The sequence below is a fragment of the Ruegeria sp. AF8 genome (genome assembly GCF_056541825.1).
Genome location: NZ_JBQFYW010000001.1, coordinates 726,821 through 741,467 on the forward strand (window position 1 = coordinate 726,821; position 14,647 = coordinate 741,467).

Here is a 14,647-nt window from a genome sequence, read left to right on the forward strand (position 1 = left end):
ACCGCACCTGTTTTGATTTGCAGAACCAACGGAGCATGTCATGACGCAATTCGAAGCAGTTCGTACTCCGGAGGCCCGATTTGCGGACCTGCCGGATTTCCGTTGGTCACCTCGCTATCACGATCAGCTTGCCGGATATGAATCGCTCCGCATGGCCAGAATCGACGAAGGCCCGGAAGATGCGGATCGCGTCTTTCTGTGTCTCCATGGACAGCCTTCATGGAGTTTCCTGTATCGGCACATGATCCCGGTTTTTCTGGAAACCGGCGCCCGCGTTGTTGCACCTGACCTCTTTGGATTTGGAAGATCGGATAAACCGACGCGCGATGCGGATTACACGTTTTCGTTTCACCGGCAGAGTTTGATCGCACTGATCGAAGCGCTGGATTTGCGAAACATCACTCTGGTCGTTCAGGATTGGGGCGGGCTGCTTGGCCTGACCATTCCCCTCGATATGCCGGACCGGTTCAACCGGCTGTTGGTCATGAACACGGTTCTGGGTCTGGGCGGCGGCAGTAGCGATGGGTTTGATGCGTGGCGTGAATTTCACCGCACGCACCCGGACTACGACGTTTCGGCCCTGTTTCAGCGCTATGTTCCGGGGATGAGCGACGCGGTCGCTGCCGCGTATGCGGCCCCGTTTCCCGATGCCCGATTTCGTGCCGGAACGCGGCGGTTTCCGTTCCTGGTCATGACCGAACCCGATATGGAGGGTGTCGACGTGTCCCGCCGCGCCGCCTCGTGGTGGAACAAGGACTGGAGCGGGGACAGCTTCATGGCCATCGGCGCGCAGGATATTCTGATCCCGCCAAGGCTGATGCAGCGAATGCACGAGATACTGGGAATTTCACGTCCGCCGTTGTTTCTGCCCGATGCAGGGCATTTCGTACAGGAAACACATGGGGCAGAAGTTGCCCGCGCGGCCTTGGCGGTATGGGGGGCGGAATAGTCCTTTTCGAACGCCCTGTCGCGGAAACGATATCGGCCCCAACCAGTAGTCCGGCCCTGATGTGCAGCCTGAACGGGATCAGAGCCGCATCGACTGGCAGTAGTGCTTCAGTAAAGGATGGGCTCAGGCCGAGCGCCATCCATTCGCGCAAGAGACCGCTACGGTCAGTCGCCATGCGTCATCGCATTTGCGCAGTACATAGTGACCATCGATGGTTTCCAGAACCGAACCATCCTGTTTCAGTCGGGTGACGTCCGTTGCATCCAGAACCGCCATTCCCTCACCGCAGGACGTTGCGCTGATTGCCCCGATGGTTGTGTGGCTGAACCCGGCGGCTTCCAGCCCGGCAAATACGGTTTTCAGCAACGATACCACCGCTGCCCGATCAGGAAGCGAAACGGCGCCGGTGGGAAGGATAAACATCGCGGGTTCGTCGAAACAGGCGGCCACGCCCTCCAGATCGCGTTTGTTCCAGCAGTCGAGATACCTGTCAAAAAGCCTTTGTGCGTCCATGGTCAAACCGGACATCTATGCATCTCCTTCAAAACAGAAGCCAAAGAAGTCCAGTTTATCCGCTGAATATGCGCCAGCCTAGCGCCTGGGTCGCCTGATCGGGACCGGGCCTGTGCGCCTACCGCTCAAGCCGGGCCGCGCGCCCGCCGCGCCGTTTGGCAAGGCGCGGTTTGCGGGCGGGCAGTTCTTCCATGATCTCGGCGCGCTCGGCATTGTCCATCTTGGACCAGCGGCTGATCTCGTCGATGGTGCGGTAGCAGCCGGTGCAGATCCGTTCGGTCGGGTGCACGACACAGATCTGGACGCAGGGGCTTTCGACCTCATTCCGTTTCCAGACCATGTTCGACATCGGCAGGCTCCAACCCGTCAGAGAAAGCGCAGACGATCCAGCGCACCTTGCAAGATATACCCTGCCGCGACATGATCAATGACCTGTCCGCGACGTTTTCGTGTCGTATCCGCCTCAAGAAGCGCTTTTTCCGCGGCGACCGTGCTCAGCCGTTCGTCCCAGAATCCGATGGGCAGGTCGGTCAGACGCGACAGGTTTCGGGCGAATGCGCGGGTGGACTGGCACCTCGGCCCTTCGGTTCCGTCCATGTTTTTGGGCAGCCCCAGCAGGATGCCGCCAATCTCGCGGTCGGTGGTGATCTCCAGCAGGCGCGCGGCATCGACGCCGAATTTCTTTCGCCGAACCGTTTCCAGCGGGCTCGCCACCCCGCGCATCCGGTCGGATACCGCGACACCGATGGTCTTGTCCCCCAGATCCAGCCCCATCAGGGCGGACATCGGCGACAGGGCGGCGGCGAAATCCTCGAACGCATCCTGGATCATTCGCCAAGCCCCGCCTGGCTTGCCGCGCCCCTGATCATTTCCAGGGCCGCCGCATTTTCGGCAAACACGCCCAACGCCTCATCCCGGACGGCGGTGGCGCGGTCGGTCTCTCCCAGAACGCTCAGGGCGGTGATCAGCCGCGCCCATTCCTCGGGCGCGCCGCCTTCGGTCGCCAGCCGGTCGGACAGGTTCTCGACCATACCCCGGATCATGTCCTGCCGCTCCTCGGCCGTCATGTCTTCGGCTGCGGCGACGTCATCGCCCGACGGTCCCGACATCGGGGCCGGGCTGGCCGGTGGCTGGTAGTTGACGCCGGCGCGATAGGCCAGATCCTCGATCTGCGCGCGAATGGCCTGCGACCAGGGGGCGTGCGGCGAGGACATGCGCAAGGTTTCCTCCCACAGGCTGAAGGCCAGATCGGGCCGTCCGATCTGCGTCAGCATCTGACCCCAGTAATACCGGGCGGGCCCGTTCGCCGGATCAAGTTCAAGCGCGCGCAGCAAGACCGCCTCGGCCTCGGGCGACACATAGCCGCCTGCGGCCTGGATCAACATCTCTGCCTGATCACTGAAATCATCCGCCGTGGCCGCGTCGCCCATCAATTCGATGGCCCGGCCCTTGGCTGCATAGGCGGCCTTGAAGTTGCCGACATTCGCCTCGTGCTGCGCCAGCAGTTTGTGCCCTTGCACATCTTCTGGCCGTCCGGCGACGGTTTCACGCAGCTTCTTCAGCAACTCGGCATAGCTGGCGTCGATCTCGGGGCTGGGCGGGACCGGCAGCTTTTCTTCGGCCGTCAGCTGATCCGGGCGGTCGGCCCGAAACTCTTCGGCCATCTCGATCCGCAGCTCCAGCGGCTGATCGCCATATCCGGGCGCACCCAGCCTGTCGTACAGCAGAACGCCGCCGCCGATCAGAACCACGCCCGACAGAACGGCGACACCAAGCGTCACCCGGCGCGCCGGTCCGCCGCCATCGCGTTCCTGCCGCACCTGAGCGTCGGCGGCCAGAATGCGGCGCGAGATCTCGGTGCGCACCCGATCGGCATCGGTTTCGGCAATCACGCCGCGCGCCAGATCCCGGTCCACACCGGCCAGTTGTTCGCGATAGACGCGCAGATCATAGGCCGCCGCCGGCTCGCCATTGCGCCGTCCACGCAACATGGTCAGACCAAGCAGCGCCGCGATCATCAGCGCCATGAGTGAAATCAGAATCCAGAAGGTCATGTTCTCTCCGAGAGTGTTGCCCTCATCTAGACCCGCCCGCGGGCCGAAAAAAGAGGCAAATGGCCGCGATACGGGATGCATGTCGCAATAATGCTCTATTGCGACGCAGTACGGCAGGGGTAAACTCCGGGCGCACGGCATATCTGCGGCCAATCACGAACCGGATCGGATTCGCTCATGAGACACTATTCAGCTTTTGCAGTGGCGCGCGAGGCGCTGCGCTATCACACCGGATGGGAACGCGCCTGGCGTTCGCCCGAACCCAAGAAACGCTATGACGTCATCATCGTCGGCGCAGGTGGTCACGGATTGGCGACCGCCTATTACCTGGGCAAGAATTACGGCATCCAGAATGTTGCCGTGATCGAAAAGGGCTGGCTGGGCGGCGGCAACACCGGCCGCAATACCACCATCATCCGCTCGAACTACCTGCAGGACCCCTCAGCGGCGATCTATGAAAAGGCGCGCAGCCTCTATGAGGATCTGAGCCAGGATCTGAACTACAACGTCATGTTCAGCCCGCGCGGCGTGATGATGCTGGCCCAGACCCAGCATGAGATCCGCGGCTATCAGCGCACCGCCCACGCCAACGCGCTGCAAGGGGTCAAGACCGAATGGATCACCCCCGAGCGTGTCAAGGAACTGGTACCGATCATCAACATTCACGGCCCCCGCTACCCGGTTCTGGGTGCACTCTGGCAGGAACGCGGCGGCACCGCCCGCCACGATGCGGTGGCCTGGGGCTATGCGCGCGCCTGCTCGAACATGGGCATGGACATCATCCAGAAATGCGAGGTCACTGGCGTGCGGCAGGAAAACGGCCGCGTCACCGGGGTCGAGACCACCAAGGGCGCCATCGAATGCGACAAACTGGGCATCGTGGTCGCCGGCCATTCGGGCCAGCTGGCCGAGATGGGGGGCTTCCGCCTGCCGCTTGAGGCCATTGCGCTACAGGCGCTGGTGTCCGAACCGATCAAACCCTGCATGGACGTGGTCGTGATGGCCAACACCGTGCATGGCTACATGTCGCAATCCGACAAGGGCGAAATGGTGATCGGCGGCGGCACCGACGGGTTCAACAACTACACCCAGCGCGGCTCGTTCCATCACATCGAGGAAACCGTGCGGGCGCTCAACGAAACCTTCCCGATGATTTCCCGGCTCAAGATGCTGCGCCAGTGGGGCGGCATCGTGGACATGACCGGCGACCGCTCGCCGATCCTGTCGAAAACGCCGCTGGGCGGCTGCTTCATCAACTGCGGCTGGGGCACGGGCGGCTTCAAGTCGATCCCCGGTTCCGGCTGGGGCATGGCGCAGCTGATGGCCACCGGCCATTCACCGCTGACCGAGGCGTTTTCGCTGGATCGATTCAAAGAAGGCCGTTTCATCGACGAAAGCGTCGCCGCCGGGGTGGCGCACTGATGCTGCTCTACTGGTTAAAAAGCTCCGAAAACTCCGCCAATAATCCCGTCAAGCACAAGAACTGCACAATGTTTCAAGAATCTGACGGGCGCCGGACCTCGGTATTTGCCAGCCGGATTAATGCGTTCGCTTCGGCGCCAGTCGACGACAAGGCAGAGCAAAACTACTGCCGCACCCGCCGCGAGAATCCAAATAATCATGGAATCCAGATGGGTAGCGGTTTTGAAAATGCAAGCTGGAGGTTTAGCCCATGCTGATCCTGAATTGCCCCTATTGCGGCGTCGACGCCGAGGAAACCGAACTGGCCGCCGGTGGCGAAGCGCATCTGAAGCGTTTCGGCCCGGGTTCGTCGGATGACGAGTTCCACGACTACCTGTTCATGCGCGAGAACCCCAAAGGCGTTCATTTCGAACGCTGGCGCCACAGCAACGGCTGCGGCAAGTGGTTCCATGCCGCCCGCTGCACCCAGACGCTCGAGGTGTTCGGCACCTACCCGGCCCAGACTACCGAGCCGCCGCAGGCGATCAAGGACGCCATCACCGCCAAACGCCCGGGCTGGGCGTGGAGAGACTTCTCCTGATGCTTCATCTTTTCCGAAATACTCCCGCCGGAGGCTCTGACGCCTCCTCCTGCGAAAGGTCCGCATGACATGAGCACCCGTCTCGCAAATCAGGGCCGGCTGATCGACCGGTCGAAGCAGATCACATTCACTTTCAACGGCACCTCGATGCAGGGCTACGAGGGCGACACGCTCGCCTCGGCCCTGCTGGCCAACGATCAGATGATGATGGGCCGTTCGTTCAAATACCACCGCCCGCGCGGCGTGGTGGCCTCGGGCGCCGAGGAACCCAACGCCCTGATGGGTCTGGGGCAGGGCGGCCGGTTCGAGCCGAACCAGCGCGCCACCACCACCGAGCTGTTCGAGGGGCTCTCCGCCGCTTCGCAGAACCACTGGCCGAACCTGGATTTTGACATCCTGGCGGTGAACAACAAGCTGGCGCGCTTTCTGCCGTCGGGCTTCTACTACAAGACGTTCATCCATCCGAAACCGTTTTGGAAACACGTCTACGAACCGATCATCCGCCAATCGGCGGGTCTGGGCAAAGCGCCCGACAAAGAGACCCGCGACGCCGATACCTATGAGCATTTCTATGCCTTCGCCGATGTACTGGTGATTGGCGGCGGCGTCGCCGGTCTGCAAGCGGCCAAAGCGGCAGCGCAATCGGGTGCCAAAGTCATGCTGATCGAACAGACCGCGCATTGGGGCGGCCGCGCGCCGGTCGATGGCGGCTCTGTCGATGGCGAGCCTGTGGATAAGTTCGTGGAACAAATCGTTTCCGAACTCGAAACAATGAGCAACGTGACAATGCGGTCCCGTTGCATGGGCGCGGGTGTCTACGACCATGGTTATGTGCTGGGTTATGAACGTCTGACTGACCACAAACCAGGCACGCAAGGGCCACGCCACCGCCTGTGGCGCATTCGTACCAAACAGATCGTGACCGCCACCGGCGCGATCGAGCGGCCGCTGTCTTTCGCGGGCAACGATGTCCCGGGTGTGATGCTGGCCTCGGCCATGCGTGACTATGCCGTGAACTGGGGAGTGATCGCCGGCGAACGGGTGATCGTCGCGACCAACAACGACGACGCCTATCGCACCGCGATCACTCTGAAACAGGCCGGTGTCGATGTACTGCGCATCGTTGACGCCCGCTCTACCGCCGGTGCTCTGGCCGATGAGGCGCGCGCTTTGGGTATCCGCGTCGATCCCGGCCGGGCCATCGCCAAGGTCAAGGGCGGCAAGCGTGTCAAAAAGGTGGCCCTGTGCAATCAGGATGGCGTCGGCGGCGCGCGCGAAGACATCGAATGCGACGCGGTCGCTATGTCTGGCGGCTGGTCGCCGGTGGTGCATCTGTGGTCCCATTGCGGCGGCAAGTTGATCTGGGATGATGCCAACGCCCACTTCCGCCCCGATCCTGATCGCCCGCCGCTGGGTGCGAATGGCGAAGGTTTCGTCGTGGCCGCCGGATCGGCAAACGGATCGCAGTCGCTGGCCGACGTGATGGCCGATGCCCATGCGGCAGGCAAGGCAGCGGCCAAGGGCGCGGGCTTCAAACCCAAGAACACCAAGGCCCCTTTAGGCGAAAGCACCGAGGAAGCGGCGATGGAGGCAGTCTGGCTGATGCCCGCCAATGCCGAGGTGCAGTTGCGCGCCAAATCCTGGCTGGATTTCCAGAACGACGTGAAAGTGTCCGACGTGCAGCTTGCCGCGCGCGAAGGTTATGAAAGCGTCGAACACACCAAGCGTTATACCACGTTGGGCATGGCGACCGATCAGGGGAAGTTGAGTAATATCAATGGACTGGCGATCCTTGCTGATGCGCTGAACTCGGAAATCCCGCAGGTCGGCACCACCACTTTCCGCCCGCCTTATACCCCCATCTCGATGGGCGCGATCGGCGGCGAGGCACGTGGCGAGGTGTTCCAGCCGATCCGTCAGACACCGATGCATAACTGGCACGACCGCAACGGCGCCGATTGGGAGCCTGTGGGCCACTGGCGCCGGACCTATGCCTATGTCCGTCCCGGCGAATCCGTGCATGACGCGGTGAACCGCGAGGTCAGGAACACGCGCGAGAATCTTGGCCTGCTGGATGCCTCGACGCTTGGCAAACTGATCGTCAAAGGCCCGGACGCGGGCAAGTTCCTGGACATGCTCTACACCAACATGATGTCCACGCTGAAGGTCGGCAAATGCCGCTATGGTCTGATGTGCTCGGAAAACGGCTTTCTGATCGATGACGGCGTTGTCGCCCGCATCGACGAGGACACCTGGCTGTGCCACACCACCACCGGCGGCGCCGAGCGCATCCATGGTCACATGGAGGAATGGCTGCAGACTGAATGGTGGGACTGGAAAGTCTATGTCGCCAACGTGACCGAGCAATTTGCGCAGGTCGCCGTGGTCGGCCCCAATGCCCGCAAGGTGCTGGAGAAACTGGGCGGCATGGATGTCAGCAAAGAGGCGCTGCCGTTCATGGAATGGCGTGATGGCAAGATCGGTGAGTTCGATTGCCGCGCTTACCGCATCTCGTTCTCCGGTGAGCTGTCCTATGAGATCGCGGTTCCTGCATCGCAGGGTCAGGCTTTCTGGGATGCGCTGATGGAGGCAGGTAAAGAATTCGGAGTTATGCCTTATGGCACCGAATGTCTGCACATCCTTCGGGCCGAGAAGGGCTTTATCATGATCGGCGACGAGACGGATGGCACCGTGATCCCGCAGGATCTGGGGCTGCACTGGGCGCTCTCGAAAAAGAAGGAAGACTACCTCGGCAAACGTGCCCATTCGCGCACCCACATGGCCGATCCCGAGCGCTGGAAACTGGTCGGTCTCGAGACTGTGGATGGTTCTGTCATCCCCGACGGAGCTTACGCGGTTGGCGAGGGCGTCAACGCCAACGGTCAGCGCAACATGATCGGTCGTGTGACCTCGACCTATTACTCGGCCAACCTTGGCAAGGGCATCGCCATGGGGCTGATCAAGCACGGCCCCGACCGGATGGGCGAGATTGTCGAGTTCCCGGGCACGGACGGCAAAACCTACAAAGCAAAGATCGTGGACCCGATCTTCTTCGACAAGGACGGGGAGAAGCAGAATGTCTGAACCCATCAGCGCACTGAACCACGCCAGCTATGATGGCATCGCCAGGGTCGAGGAAACCGGCCTGCAGGGTATGATCACCTTGCGCGGCGACCTGTCTGACAAGGTTCTGGCCAAGGCCGTCAAGGACGCCACCGGGCAGAAAGTGCCCGGCCAGTGCGAGGCATTGGTCGACGGTGACACCGGCGTCTGCTGGATGTCCCCCGACGAATTGCTGGTGCTGGTGCCTTATGCCGAGGTCGAGGCCAAACTGGCCGCAATGACCAACGCGCTTAGCGGAACGCATGCGCTGGCGGTCAATGTCTCGGATGCCCGCGCGGTGTTCCGCGTCTCGGGGGCCTATGCCCGCGAGGTGATGGCCAAGGTCGCGCCTGTCGACCTGTCGGCTGAGGCGTTCCAACCCGGCCAAATCCGCCGCTCGCGACTGGCCCAGGTGGCCGGCGCCTTCTGGATGGATGGCGACGACACTTTCCGCGTTGTCTGCTTCCGCTCGGCCGCGGACTATGCGTTCAAACTGCTCAAGGTTGCCGCGCAGCCTGGCAGTGAGGTGGGCGTTTACTAAGGTGCTTTCAAACGGCCCCTTCGGGGGTCGTTTCAGTTTGTGAACAGATATGTTCCGAACCGCTCAAGCGCCGCGCCGTTGATCGCGGCTTCGATATCGACTGAGAGTCCCTTTTCGTTCGAACAGTTGCGATAGAAAGACAAAGCTGCAAACAGGTCCCGTGTTCTGCTTTCGCGCTCATCGCCCGACAGATACGGTGCGTGCGTCGAAAGAAACAGGGCAGGGCGGTTCTCAGTCAGCCAATTGAGCAGTGTCGGCAGGACCGCGTATTCGGCTCCTTCGATATCCATCTTGACCAGGGACACCCGCGACAGATCCGTGGTGGCAACAAACTGGTCCCATCCAATGGTCAGCGCATCGGTTCCGTGGTCAGCATCGCTCAGCAGCGACGTGGTGGAATCCCCCGGCTCTCCCCGGACCGAGGCCATGCGCGCCACCCCGAACCCGTCCGACAACGCCACCCCAAAGGCAGAGACATTGCGGATATCGTTCAATTCCAGATTCCATGCCAGATGGCGATAGGCCGTCGGGTCTGGCTCGAAACACCAGACATGCCGTGCCCTGCGCGCGCCATACAGAACCGTCGGGCCGATCCATGCACCGATATCCAGATAGTCCCGGTCCGGCGAAAGATATTCATCAAGCACCGCGAAGGTCTCGGGCTCCCACTTTCCCTCCGATGCCTTGCGCCAGAATTTGGAATGGTACGGGTCCATGCGGAACGGCTCGCCATTCAGGTTCCCCGCATAGTATCCACGGGCGCGATAGAACATCTTGCGCGCTTTGGTCAGCATCCCCTGCCTCCGGGTTTTGTTGTCTCGGCCCTTGACCTTGTGGCGATGCCAAAGCATTAAAACTTGGGAACGCAACTCATATTTCAACAGGGGGCCGAGATGGCTTTTGAACTTCCTGATCTTCCTTATGCACATGACGCGCTGGCAGCCAAGGGTATGTCCGCGGAAACGCTGGAATATCACCACGACCTGCACCACAAGGCCTATGTCGACAACGGCAACAAGCTGATCGCGGGCACCGAGTGGGACGGCAAGTCGCTGGAAGAGATCATCACCGGCACCTATGACGCAAACGCCGTCGCGCAGAATGGCATCTTCAACAACATCAGCCAGCTGTGGAACCACAACCAGTTCTGGGAAATGATGGGTCCCGGCGACAACGCCATGCCCGGCGAGCTGGAAAAAGCCTTGACCGAGAGCTTCGGCTCGGTCGACGAGTTCAAGTCGCAGTTCAGCGCCGCCGGCGCCGGTCAGTTTGGTTCGGGCTGGGCGTGGCTGGTCAAGAATGCGGACGGTTCGCTGGCCGTGACCAAGACCGAGAACGGCGTAAACCCGCTGTGCTTTGGTCAGACCGCGCTGCTGGGTTGTGACGTGTGGGAGCATTCGTACTACATCGACTTCCGCAACAAGCGCCCCGCCTACCTGTCGAACTTCCTCGACAACCTGGTGAACTGGGAAAACGTCGCTTCGCGGATGTAATCATTGACCCGACGCGGGTTCATCAAGGGGTTGCTGGCGGTGACGCTGGCAGCCCTTTTTTCGTCCCTCTACGGCTTCTTCATCGAACCGGCTCTGCGCCTGCGGGTGCGGCGCTGGATCATCCGGCGCGACGAATGGACGGCGCCACCGCTGAGAATCGCGGTGATTGCCGATTTGCATGTCGGCGAACCGTTTGTCGGGTTGAACCGCGTCGAGCGCCTGGTGCGCCGCACCAACGCTTTAGGGGCGGATGTCATCGTGTTGCTGGGCGATTTCGCCGCGGGGCACCGATTTGTGACCGAACCGGTCAAGATTGTGGATCTGGCCCCGGTTCTGGCGCAACTTTCAGCCCCCGACGGCGTCTTTGCGATTCTGGGCAATCACGACTGGTGGGACGATCTGGCGGCGCAGGCCCGTGGTGGTGGCCCGAACCTTTACGCCGACGCGCTCAACGCCGAGGGCATTCCCGTTCTGTCCAACACGGCCATTAAACTGGCCCGATCCGGTGTCTGGCTGGCCGGGCTGGAGGATCAACTGGCCTTGGCCCGGGGCAGGGGCAGGTTCGACGGGCTGGACGATCTGCCCGGAACGCTGGCACAGATCACCGACGACGATCCCGTCATCCTGCTGGCACACGAGCCCGATATCTTTCCGCAGGTTCCTGCCCGCGTGGCCCTGACCCTTTCCGGGCATACGCATGGCGGGCAGGTGCGCCTGTTTGGTTACTCCCCGGTCGTCCCCTCACGGTTCGGCAACCGGTTTGCCTATGGCCATGTACGCGAAGAGGGGCGCGATCTGGTTGTCTCCGGCGGTATCGGGTGTTCGATCCTGCCTGTCCGGTTCGGCGTGGTGCCCGAAATCACCGTGATCGAGATCAGCGCTTGACCTTGCCACGCCGCCGTGGTTCCGCTGGCAGCGGAGGGCGGTCATGAGCGAAGCAACCAAAGGCATCCTGGCCATGATCGTGGCCTGCACGGTCTGGGGCCTGTCGCCGCTGTTCTACAAACTTCTGACCCATGTCCCGCCGCCCGAAGTGCTGGCGCATCGCACACTCTGGTCCGTCTTTTTCTTTGCCGCACTTCTGGCGATGCAGGGGCGGCTGCGGGAAGTTTCCCTGGCCTTTTCGCAGCGCAGGCAGGCAGCGCTCATCGCCCTGGCCGCCGCGATGATCTCGGCCAACTGGTTCGTCTTCATCGTGTCGATCCAGATCGACAAGGCGACCGAGGCGTCGCTGGGCTATTACACCTTTCCCCTGATGGCGGTTCTGCTGGGCCGCCTGTGGTTCGGCGAACAGCTGGGCGCGGCGCAATGGGGCGCGATCGGGCTGGCCGCGCTGGCGGTTCTGGTCCTGACCGTCGGTCTTGGTGTCGCGCCCTGGATATCCCTGTTTCTGGCCACGTCCTTCGCCATCTATGGCGTTCTGAAAAAGGGGCTGGAACTGGGGCCGGTCGTATCGGTGACCTGCGAAATTCTGGTCTTCACGCCGTTCTGGCTGGCGGTGCTGGCCTGGTATCACGGCACGGGGCAGGGGCATTTCGCCGGTGGCTGGCAGACCAGTCTGCTGCTGATGCTGTCCGGCCCCATGACGGCGGTGCCGCTGATCCTGTTCAGCTATGCCGCCCGCCGCGTGCGCCTGTCGACCGTCGGTGTGCTGCAATACATCAACCCGACGCTGCAATTCTGCTGCGCCGTCTTTGTTTTTGGCGAGCCGTTTACCTTCTGGCACCGGGTCGCCTTTGCCCTCATCTGGGCGGCGGTTGCGATCTTTTCGATTTCAGCTCTGGCTCAGGACAGGGCCACGCGCAGGGCGTCCATGGCCGCGCTTGGCGTTTCCGCCCATATCAGGAACTCGCCAAGCGACGGGTCGGCAAATCCCTGAGCAATCACATGATCCAGTAACTCGCGCAGCTTGTCCCAATAGCCTTCGGCGTTCAGGATCAGGATCGGTTTGTCATGCAGGCCCAGCTGCCGCCAGGTCAGCGCCTCGAACAGCTCGTCCAGCGAACCCGGGCCGCCCGGCAGCACCACCACAGCGTCGGCGTTCATGATCATCACCTTCTTGCGTTCATGCATGGTTTCGGTGATCACGTAGTGGGTCAGGTCGGTCTTGCCGACCTCGCGGCGCACCAGATGCACCGGGATCACGCCAAAGGTGACACCGCCTGCCGCCTGAGCCGCGCGTGCAACCTCGCCCATCAGCCCCACATCCCCGGCGCCATAGACCAGTCGCCAATCCGCCTCGGCAAGCAACCGGCCAAACTCTCTCGCGGCTTCGGTATAGGCCGGAATTGCGCCATTGCGTGACCCGCAATACACACAGACGGATTTCTGGGACATGAAAGGGCCTTTCCGGGCTTGTGTCAGAGCTTTTGACCCCTGATAGCGGGATTGATAAGCTGGCTCAACTGCGTGGCGCGGATGCGAGCCTGGGGATGGGCACACGCCACGGATTGAAAGGACTGAAATGGCTGCGAAGTCGGGAAGCGGGAGTTTCGTCTGGGGACTGCTCGCCGGAGGGGTTGCCCTGATCGGGGCGGGAGTTCTGTACTATGCAGGGGTTTTCGGGACATCGCCCGAACCCGCGCCGGAACCGGTCGAGCAGGCGGCGCTGCCCGAGACACAGACTCAGACGGCGGCGGAGCCGGAACAAGAACTTCAGCAAGAGAGCGCGGTCGGGGCTGAGGAAGAATCGGCGCGACAGCAATCCGTTTCCGAACCGGCCGAACAGCACACGGCTGAGGAAACCCCCGAGTCAGCCGCCATTCCGGCCCCCGTTCTCGACCAGATTTTTGTCGAAAGGGACGGCAGCGCGTTGTTGTCCGGCAGCGCGGTTCCGGGCAGCTCCATCGCGATTCTGGTCGATGGGGCCAAGGTGCACGGGTTCACCGTTGACGGCAGCGGTGAATTCGCCGAATTCCTGTCGCTTCCCTTCAGCAAGGCCGCGCGCGGGCTGGTTCTGGAAAGCGAGGTTGACGGGCAGGTACAACGATCCGACGACTATCTGATCGCCGCGCTGCCAGAGCCGGAAGCGCAGCCCGAACAGATTGCAAGCGCGGATACCGAAACCGGCGAAAGCGCGGCTCAGGAACCTGCGGCTCAACCGGCCCAGGCCGAGACAGGCCCGAAGACGCAGGCGCAAAGCACCGAAGCGCCCGGGACGCAGGACACCACAACAGCCGGCGCCGCGGAAGTGGCGCAAGCCATCGAACCGGCGGAAAGCCCGGACACTGCCGAAGCAACCGAAGCGGCCGACCCCCCCAAAACCGCCGGTGCCGAACAGCCCGCCCAGTCTGAGGCTGCCGATGCACCGGCCCCCGAAGCCTCGGGTCAGGTCGCCATTCTCCGCTCTGGCGAGGAAGGCGTCGAACTGGTGCAGCCTCCGGCGAAACGGGAGGACGTGCCCGCCGCGCAGGTGACGCTCGACACGATCGGGTATTCCGACAGCGGCGATGTGCAGCTTTCGGGCCGCGCGCAGCCGGGCGCGGTGATCCGCCTGTATCTCAATAACCGCGCGATCACCGATATGTCGGCCAGTGATCAGGGCAAATGGCGGGGCGAAATCGAAGGGATCGAACCCGGAATCTATACCCTGCGTCTGGACGAAATCGGCGGCGACGGTGCCGTTCTGAGCCGCCTGGAAACCCCGTTCAAACGGGAATCGCTTGAGGTCCTCCAACCCGCCGCGCCGGTCGTCACTGCCGAGGCGCCCACCGCAGGCGCGTCCACCGAGGCATCCACCGGGACCACACCCGTCGAGGAAGCGCCCGTGGCCACGGCAGGAGCCGAAACGGCGGCCGCTGCATCGCAACCCGCCCCCGCACCGGCGATCCGCGCGGTGACCGTTCAGAAGGGCGACACGCTCTGGGCCATTTCGCGCGAGCGCTATGGCGACGGGTTTCTGTATGTCCGGGTGTTCGACGCCAACCGCGAGTCGATCCGTGACCCCGATCTGATCTATCCGGGACAGGTCTTTACCATCCCCGAATGACCCCC

Annotated in this window: 16 protein-coding genes; 10 read left to right on the forward strand and 6 right to left on the reverse strand. The window is 62.4% G+C overall.

From position 1 onward, the window contains the following. Positions 1-40 precede the first annotated feature (40 nt). A complete protein-coding gene (locus ACR0AO_RS03675) occupies positions 41-949 on the forward strand; it encodes a haloalkane dehalogenase (RefSeq protein WP_480600009.1) in 909 nt (302 codons plus the stop codon). A gap of 123 nt (positions 950-1,072) precedes the next feature. Here ACR0AO_RS03675 and ACR0AO_RS03680 read toward each other — a convergent pair whose 3' ends face one another. From ACR0AO_RS03680 to ccmI, 4 genes are all read right to left on the reverse strand, one after another. Next, positions 1,073-1,477 (reverse strand): nuclear transport factor 2 family protein, encoded by a 405-nt coding sequence (locus ACR0AO_RS03680; protein WP_480600011.1) that lies wholly within the window; start codon positions 1,475-1,477, stop codon positions 1,073-1,075. A gap of 103 nt (positions 1,478-1,580) precedes the next feature. After that, complete coding sequence (locus ACR0AO_RS03685; protein WP_480600013.1) at positions 1,581-1,811, reverse strand: DUF1289 domain-containing protein; 231 nt, start codon at positions 1,809-1,811, stop codon at positions 1,581-1,583. Between the two features lie 17 nt (positions 1,812-1,828). Then, positions 1,829-2,293 carry a Holliday junction resolvase RuvX gene (ruvX, locus tag ACR0AO_RS03690; RefSeq protein ID WP_480600015.1) on the reverse strand — a complete coding sequence of 155 codons (465 nt, stop codon included), beginning with the start codon at positions 2,291-2,293 and terminating at the stop codon, positions 1,829-1,831. Then, positions 2,290-3,516 (reverse strand): c-type cytochrome biogenesis protein CcmI, encoded by a 1,227-nt coding sequence (gene ccmI, locus ACR0AO_RS03695; RefSeq protein ID WP_480600018.1) that lies wholly within the window; start codon positions 3,514-3,516, stop codon positions 2,290-2,292. The genes ruvX and ccmI overlap by 4 nt, the downstream gene beginning before the upstream one ends. A 177-nt stretch (positions 3,517-3,693) precedes the next feature. Here ccmI and ACR0AO_RS03700 point away from each other — a divergent pair, with 177 nt between their 5' ends. The 5 genes from ACR0AO_RS03700 (at position 3,694) to ACR0AO_RS03720 (ending at position 9,161) form a co-directional block, all read left to right on the forward strand. Beyond that, positions 3,694-4,938: a sarcosine oxidase subunit beta family protein gene (locus tag ACR0AO_RS03700; protein WP_480600020.1), complete on the forward strand. Its 1,245-nt coding sequence runs from the start codon at positions 3,694-3,696 to the stop codon at positions 4,936-4,938. Then, positions 4,938-5,195: a hypothetical protein gene (locus ACR0AO_RS03705; protein WP_480600022.1), complete on the forward strand. Its 258-nt coding sequence runs from the start codon at positions 4,938-4,940 to the stop codon at positions 5,193-5,195. The genes ACR0AO_RS03700 and ACR0AO_RS03705 overlap by 1 nt, the downstream gene beginning before the upstream one ends. Then, positions 5,189-5,518, forward strand: a complete 330-nt coding sequence (locus ACR0AO_RS03710; RefSeq protein ID WP_480600024.1) for a sarcosine oxidase subunit delta — start codon at positions 5,189-5,191, stop codon at positions 5,516-5,518. The genes ACR0AO_RS03705 and ACR0AO_RS03710 overlap by 7 nt, the downstream gene beginning before the upstream one ends. Positions 5,519-5,587: 69 nt before the next feature. Next, the gene (locus ACR0AO_RS03715; RefSeq protein WP_480600026.1) at positions 5,588-8,602 is read left to right on the forward strand and encodes a sarcosine oxidase subunit alpha family protein; all 3,015 of its coding nucleotides are present in this window, start codon (positions 5,588-5,590) and stop codon (positions 8,600-8,602) included. Further along, positions 8,595-9,161 (forward strand): sarcosine oxidase subunit gamma, encoded by a 567-nt coding sequence (locus ACR0AO_RS03720; RefSeq protein WP_480600028.1) that lies wholly within the window; start codon positions 8,595-8,597, stop codon positions 9,159-9,161. The genes ACR0AO_RS03715 and ACR0AO_RS03720 overlap by 8 nt, the downstream gene beginning before the upstream one ends. 32 nt (positions 9,162-9,193) lie before the next feature. On the opposite strand, the gene ACR0AO_RS03725 is transcribed toward ACR0AO_RS03720, so the two are convergent. Further along, positions 9,194-9,955 carry an FkbM family methyltransferase gene (locus ACR0AO_RS03725; protein WP_480600030.1) on the reverse strand — a complete coding sequence of 254 codons (762 nt, stop codon included), beginning with the start codon at positions 9,953-9,955 and terminating at the stop codon, positions 9,194-9,196. A 99-nt stretch (positions 9,956-10,054) separates the two neighbouring features. Here ACR0AO_RS03725 and ACR0AO_RS03730 point away from each other — a divergent pair, with 99 nt between their 5' ends. Genes ACR0AO_RS03730 through rarD form a run of 3 tightly spaced genes read left to right on the forward strand, consistent with a single transcriptional unit; the run spans position 10,055 to position 12,533 of the window. After that, positions 10,055-10,654 carry a superoxide dismutase gene (locus ACR0AO_RS03730; protein WP_170651789.1) on the forward strand — a complete coding sequence of 200 codons (600 nt, stop codon included), beginning with the start codon at positions 10,055-10,057 and terminating at the stop codon, positions 10,652-10,654. 3 nt (positions 10,655-10,657) lie between these two features. Further along, positions 10,658-11,539: a metallophosphoesterase gene (locus ACR0AO_RS03735; RefSeq protein ID WP_480600032.1), complete on the forward strand. Its 882-nt coding sequence runs from the start codon at positions 10,658-10,660 to the stop codon at positions 11,537-11,539. A gap of 43 nt (positions 11,540-11,582) precedes the next feature. Further along, complete coding sequence (gene rarD / locus ACR0AO_RS03740) at positions 11,583-12,533, forward strand: EamA family transporter RarD (RefSeq protein WP_480600034.1); 951 nt, start codon at positions 11,583-11,585, stop codon at positions 12,531-12,533. Here the strand turns inward: rarD and ACR0AO_RS03745 are convergent. Next, a complete protein-coding gene (locus ACR0AO_RS03745) occupies positions 12,440-12,991 on the reverse strand; it encodes an LOG family protein (protein WP_480600036.1) in 552 nt (183 codons plus the stop codon). The genes rarD and ACR0AO_RS03745 overlap by 94 nt on opposite strands. Before the next feature lie 127 nt (positions 12,992-13,118). Here ACR0AO_RS03745 and ACR0AO_RS03750 point away from each other — a divergent pair, with 127 nt between their 5' ends. Further along, positions 13,119-14,642, forward strand: a complete 1,524-nt coding sequence (locus tag ACR0AO_RS03750; protein ID WP_480600038.1) for a LysM peptidoglycan-binding domain-containing protein — start codon at positions 13,119-13,121, stop codon at positions 14,640-14,642. Positions 14,643-14,647 lie beyond the last annotated feature (5 nt).

Excerpts from the sequence above, each read along its gene's own strand:
- ACR0AO_RS03675 (WP_480600009.1), top strand. The coding sequence starts at position 41 with ATGACGCAATTCGAAGCAGTTCGTACTCCGGAGGCCCGATTTGCGGAC.
- ACR0AO_RS03680 (WP_480600011.1), bottom strand. The coding sequence starts at position 1,477 with ATGTCCGGTTTGACCATGGACGCACAAAGGCTTTTTGACAGGTATCTC.
- ACR0AO_RS03685 (WP_480600013.1), bottom strand. The coding sequence starts at position 1,811 with ATGTCGAACATGGTCTGGAAACGGAATGAGGTCGAAAGCCCCTGCGTC.
- ruvX (WP_480600015.1), bottom strand. The coding sequence starts at position 2,293 with ATGATCCAGGATGCGTTCGAGGATTTCGCCGCCGCCCTGTCGCCGATG.
- ccmI (WP_480600018.1), bottom strand. The coding sequence starts at position 3,516 with ATGACCTTCTGGATTCTGATTTCACTCATGGCGCTGATGATCGCGGCG.
- ACR0AO_RS03700 (WP_480600020.1), top strand. The coding sequence starts at position 3,694 with ATGAGACACTATTCAGCTTTTGCAGTGGCGCGCGAGGCGCTGCGCTAT.
- ACR0AO_RS03705 (WP_480600022.1), top strand. The coding sequence starts at position 4,938 with ATGCTGCTCTACTGGTTAAAAAGCTCCGAAAACTCCGCCAATAATCCC.
- ACR0AO_RS03710 (WP_480600024.1), top strand. The coding sequence starts at position 5,189 with ATGCTGATCCTGAATTGCCCCTATTGCGGCGTCGACGCCGAGGAAACC.
- ACR0AO_RS03715 (WP_480600026.1), top strand. The coding sequence starts at position 5,588 with ATGAGCACCCGTCTCGCAAATCAGGGCCGGCTGATCGACCGGTCGAAG.
- ACR0AO_RS03720 (WP_480600028.1), top strand. The coding sequence starts at position 8,595 with ATGTCTGAACCCATCAGCGCACTGAACCACGCCAGCTATGATGGCATC.
- ACR0AO_RS03725 (WP_480600030.1), bottom strand. The coding sequence starts at position 9,955 with ATGCTGACCAAAGCGCGCAAGATGTTCTATCGCGCCCGTGGATACTAT.
- ACR0AO_RS03730 (WP_170651789.1), top strand. The coding sequence starts at position 10,055 with ATGGCTTTTGAACTTCCTGATCTTCCTTATGCACATGACGCGCTGGCA.
- rarD (WP_480600034.1), top strand. The coding sequence starts at position 11,583 with ATGAGCGAAGCAACCAAAGGCATCCTGGCCATGATCGTGGCCTGCACG.
- ACR0AO_RS03745 (WP_480600036.1), bottom strand. The coding sequence starts at position 12,991 with ATGTCCCAGAAATCCGTCTGTGTGTATTGCGGGTCACGCAATGGCGCA.
- ACR0AO_RS03750 (WP_480600038.1), top strand. The coding sequence starts at position 13,119 with ATGGCTGCGAAGTCGGGAAGCGGGAGTTTCGTCTGGGGACTGCTCGCC.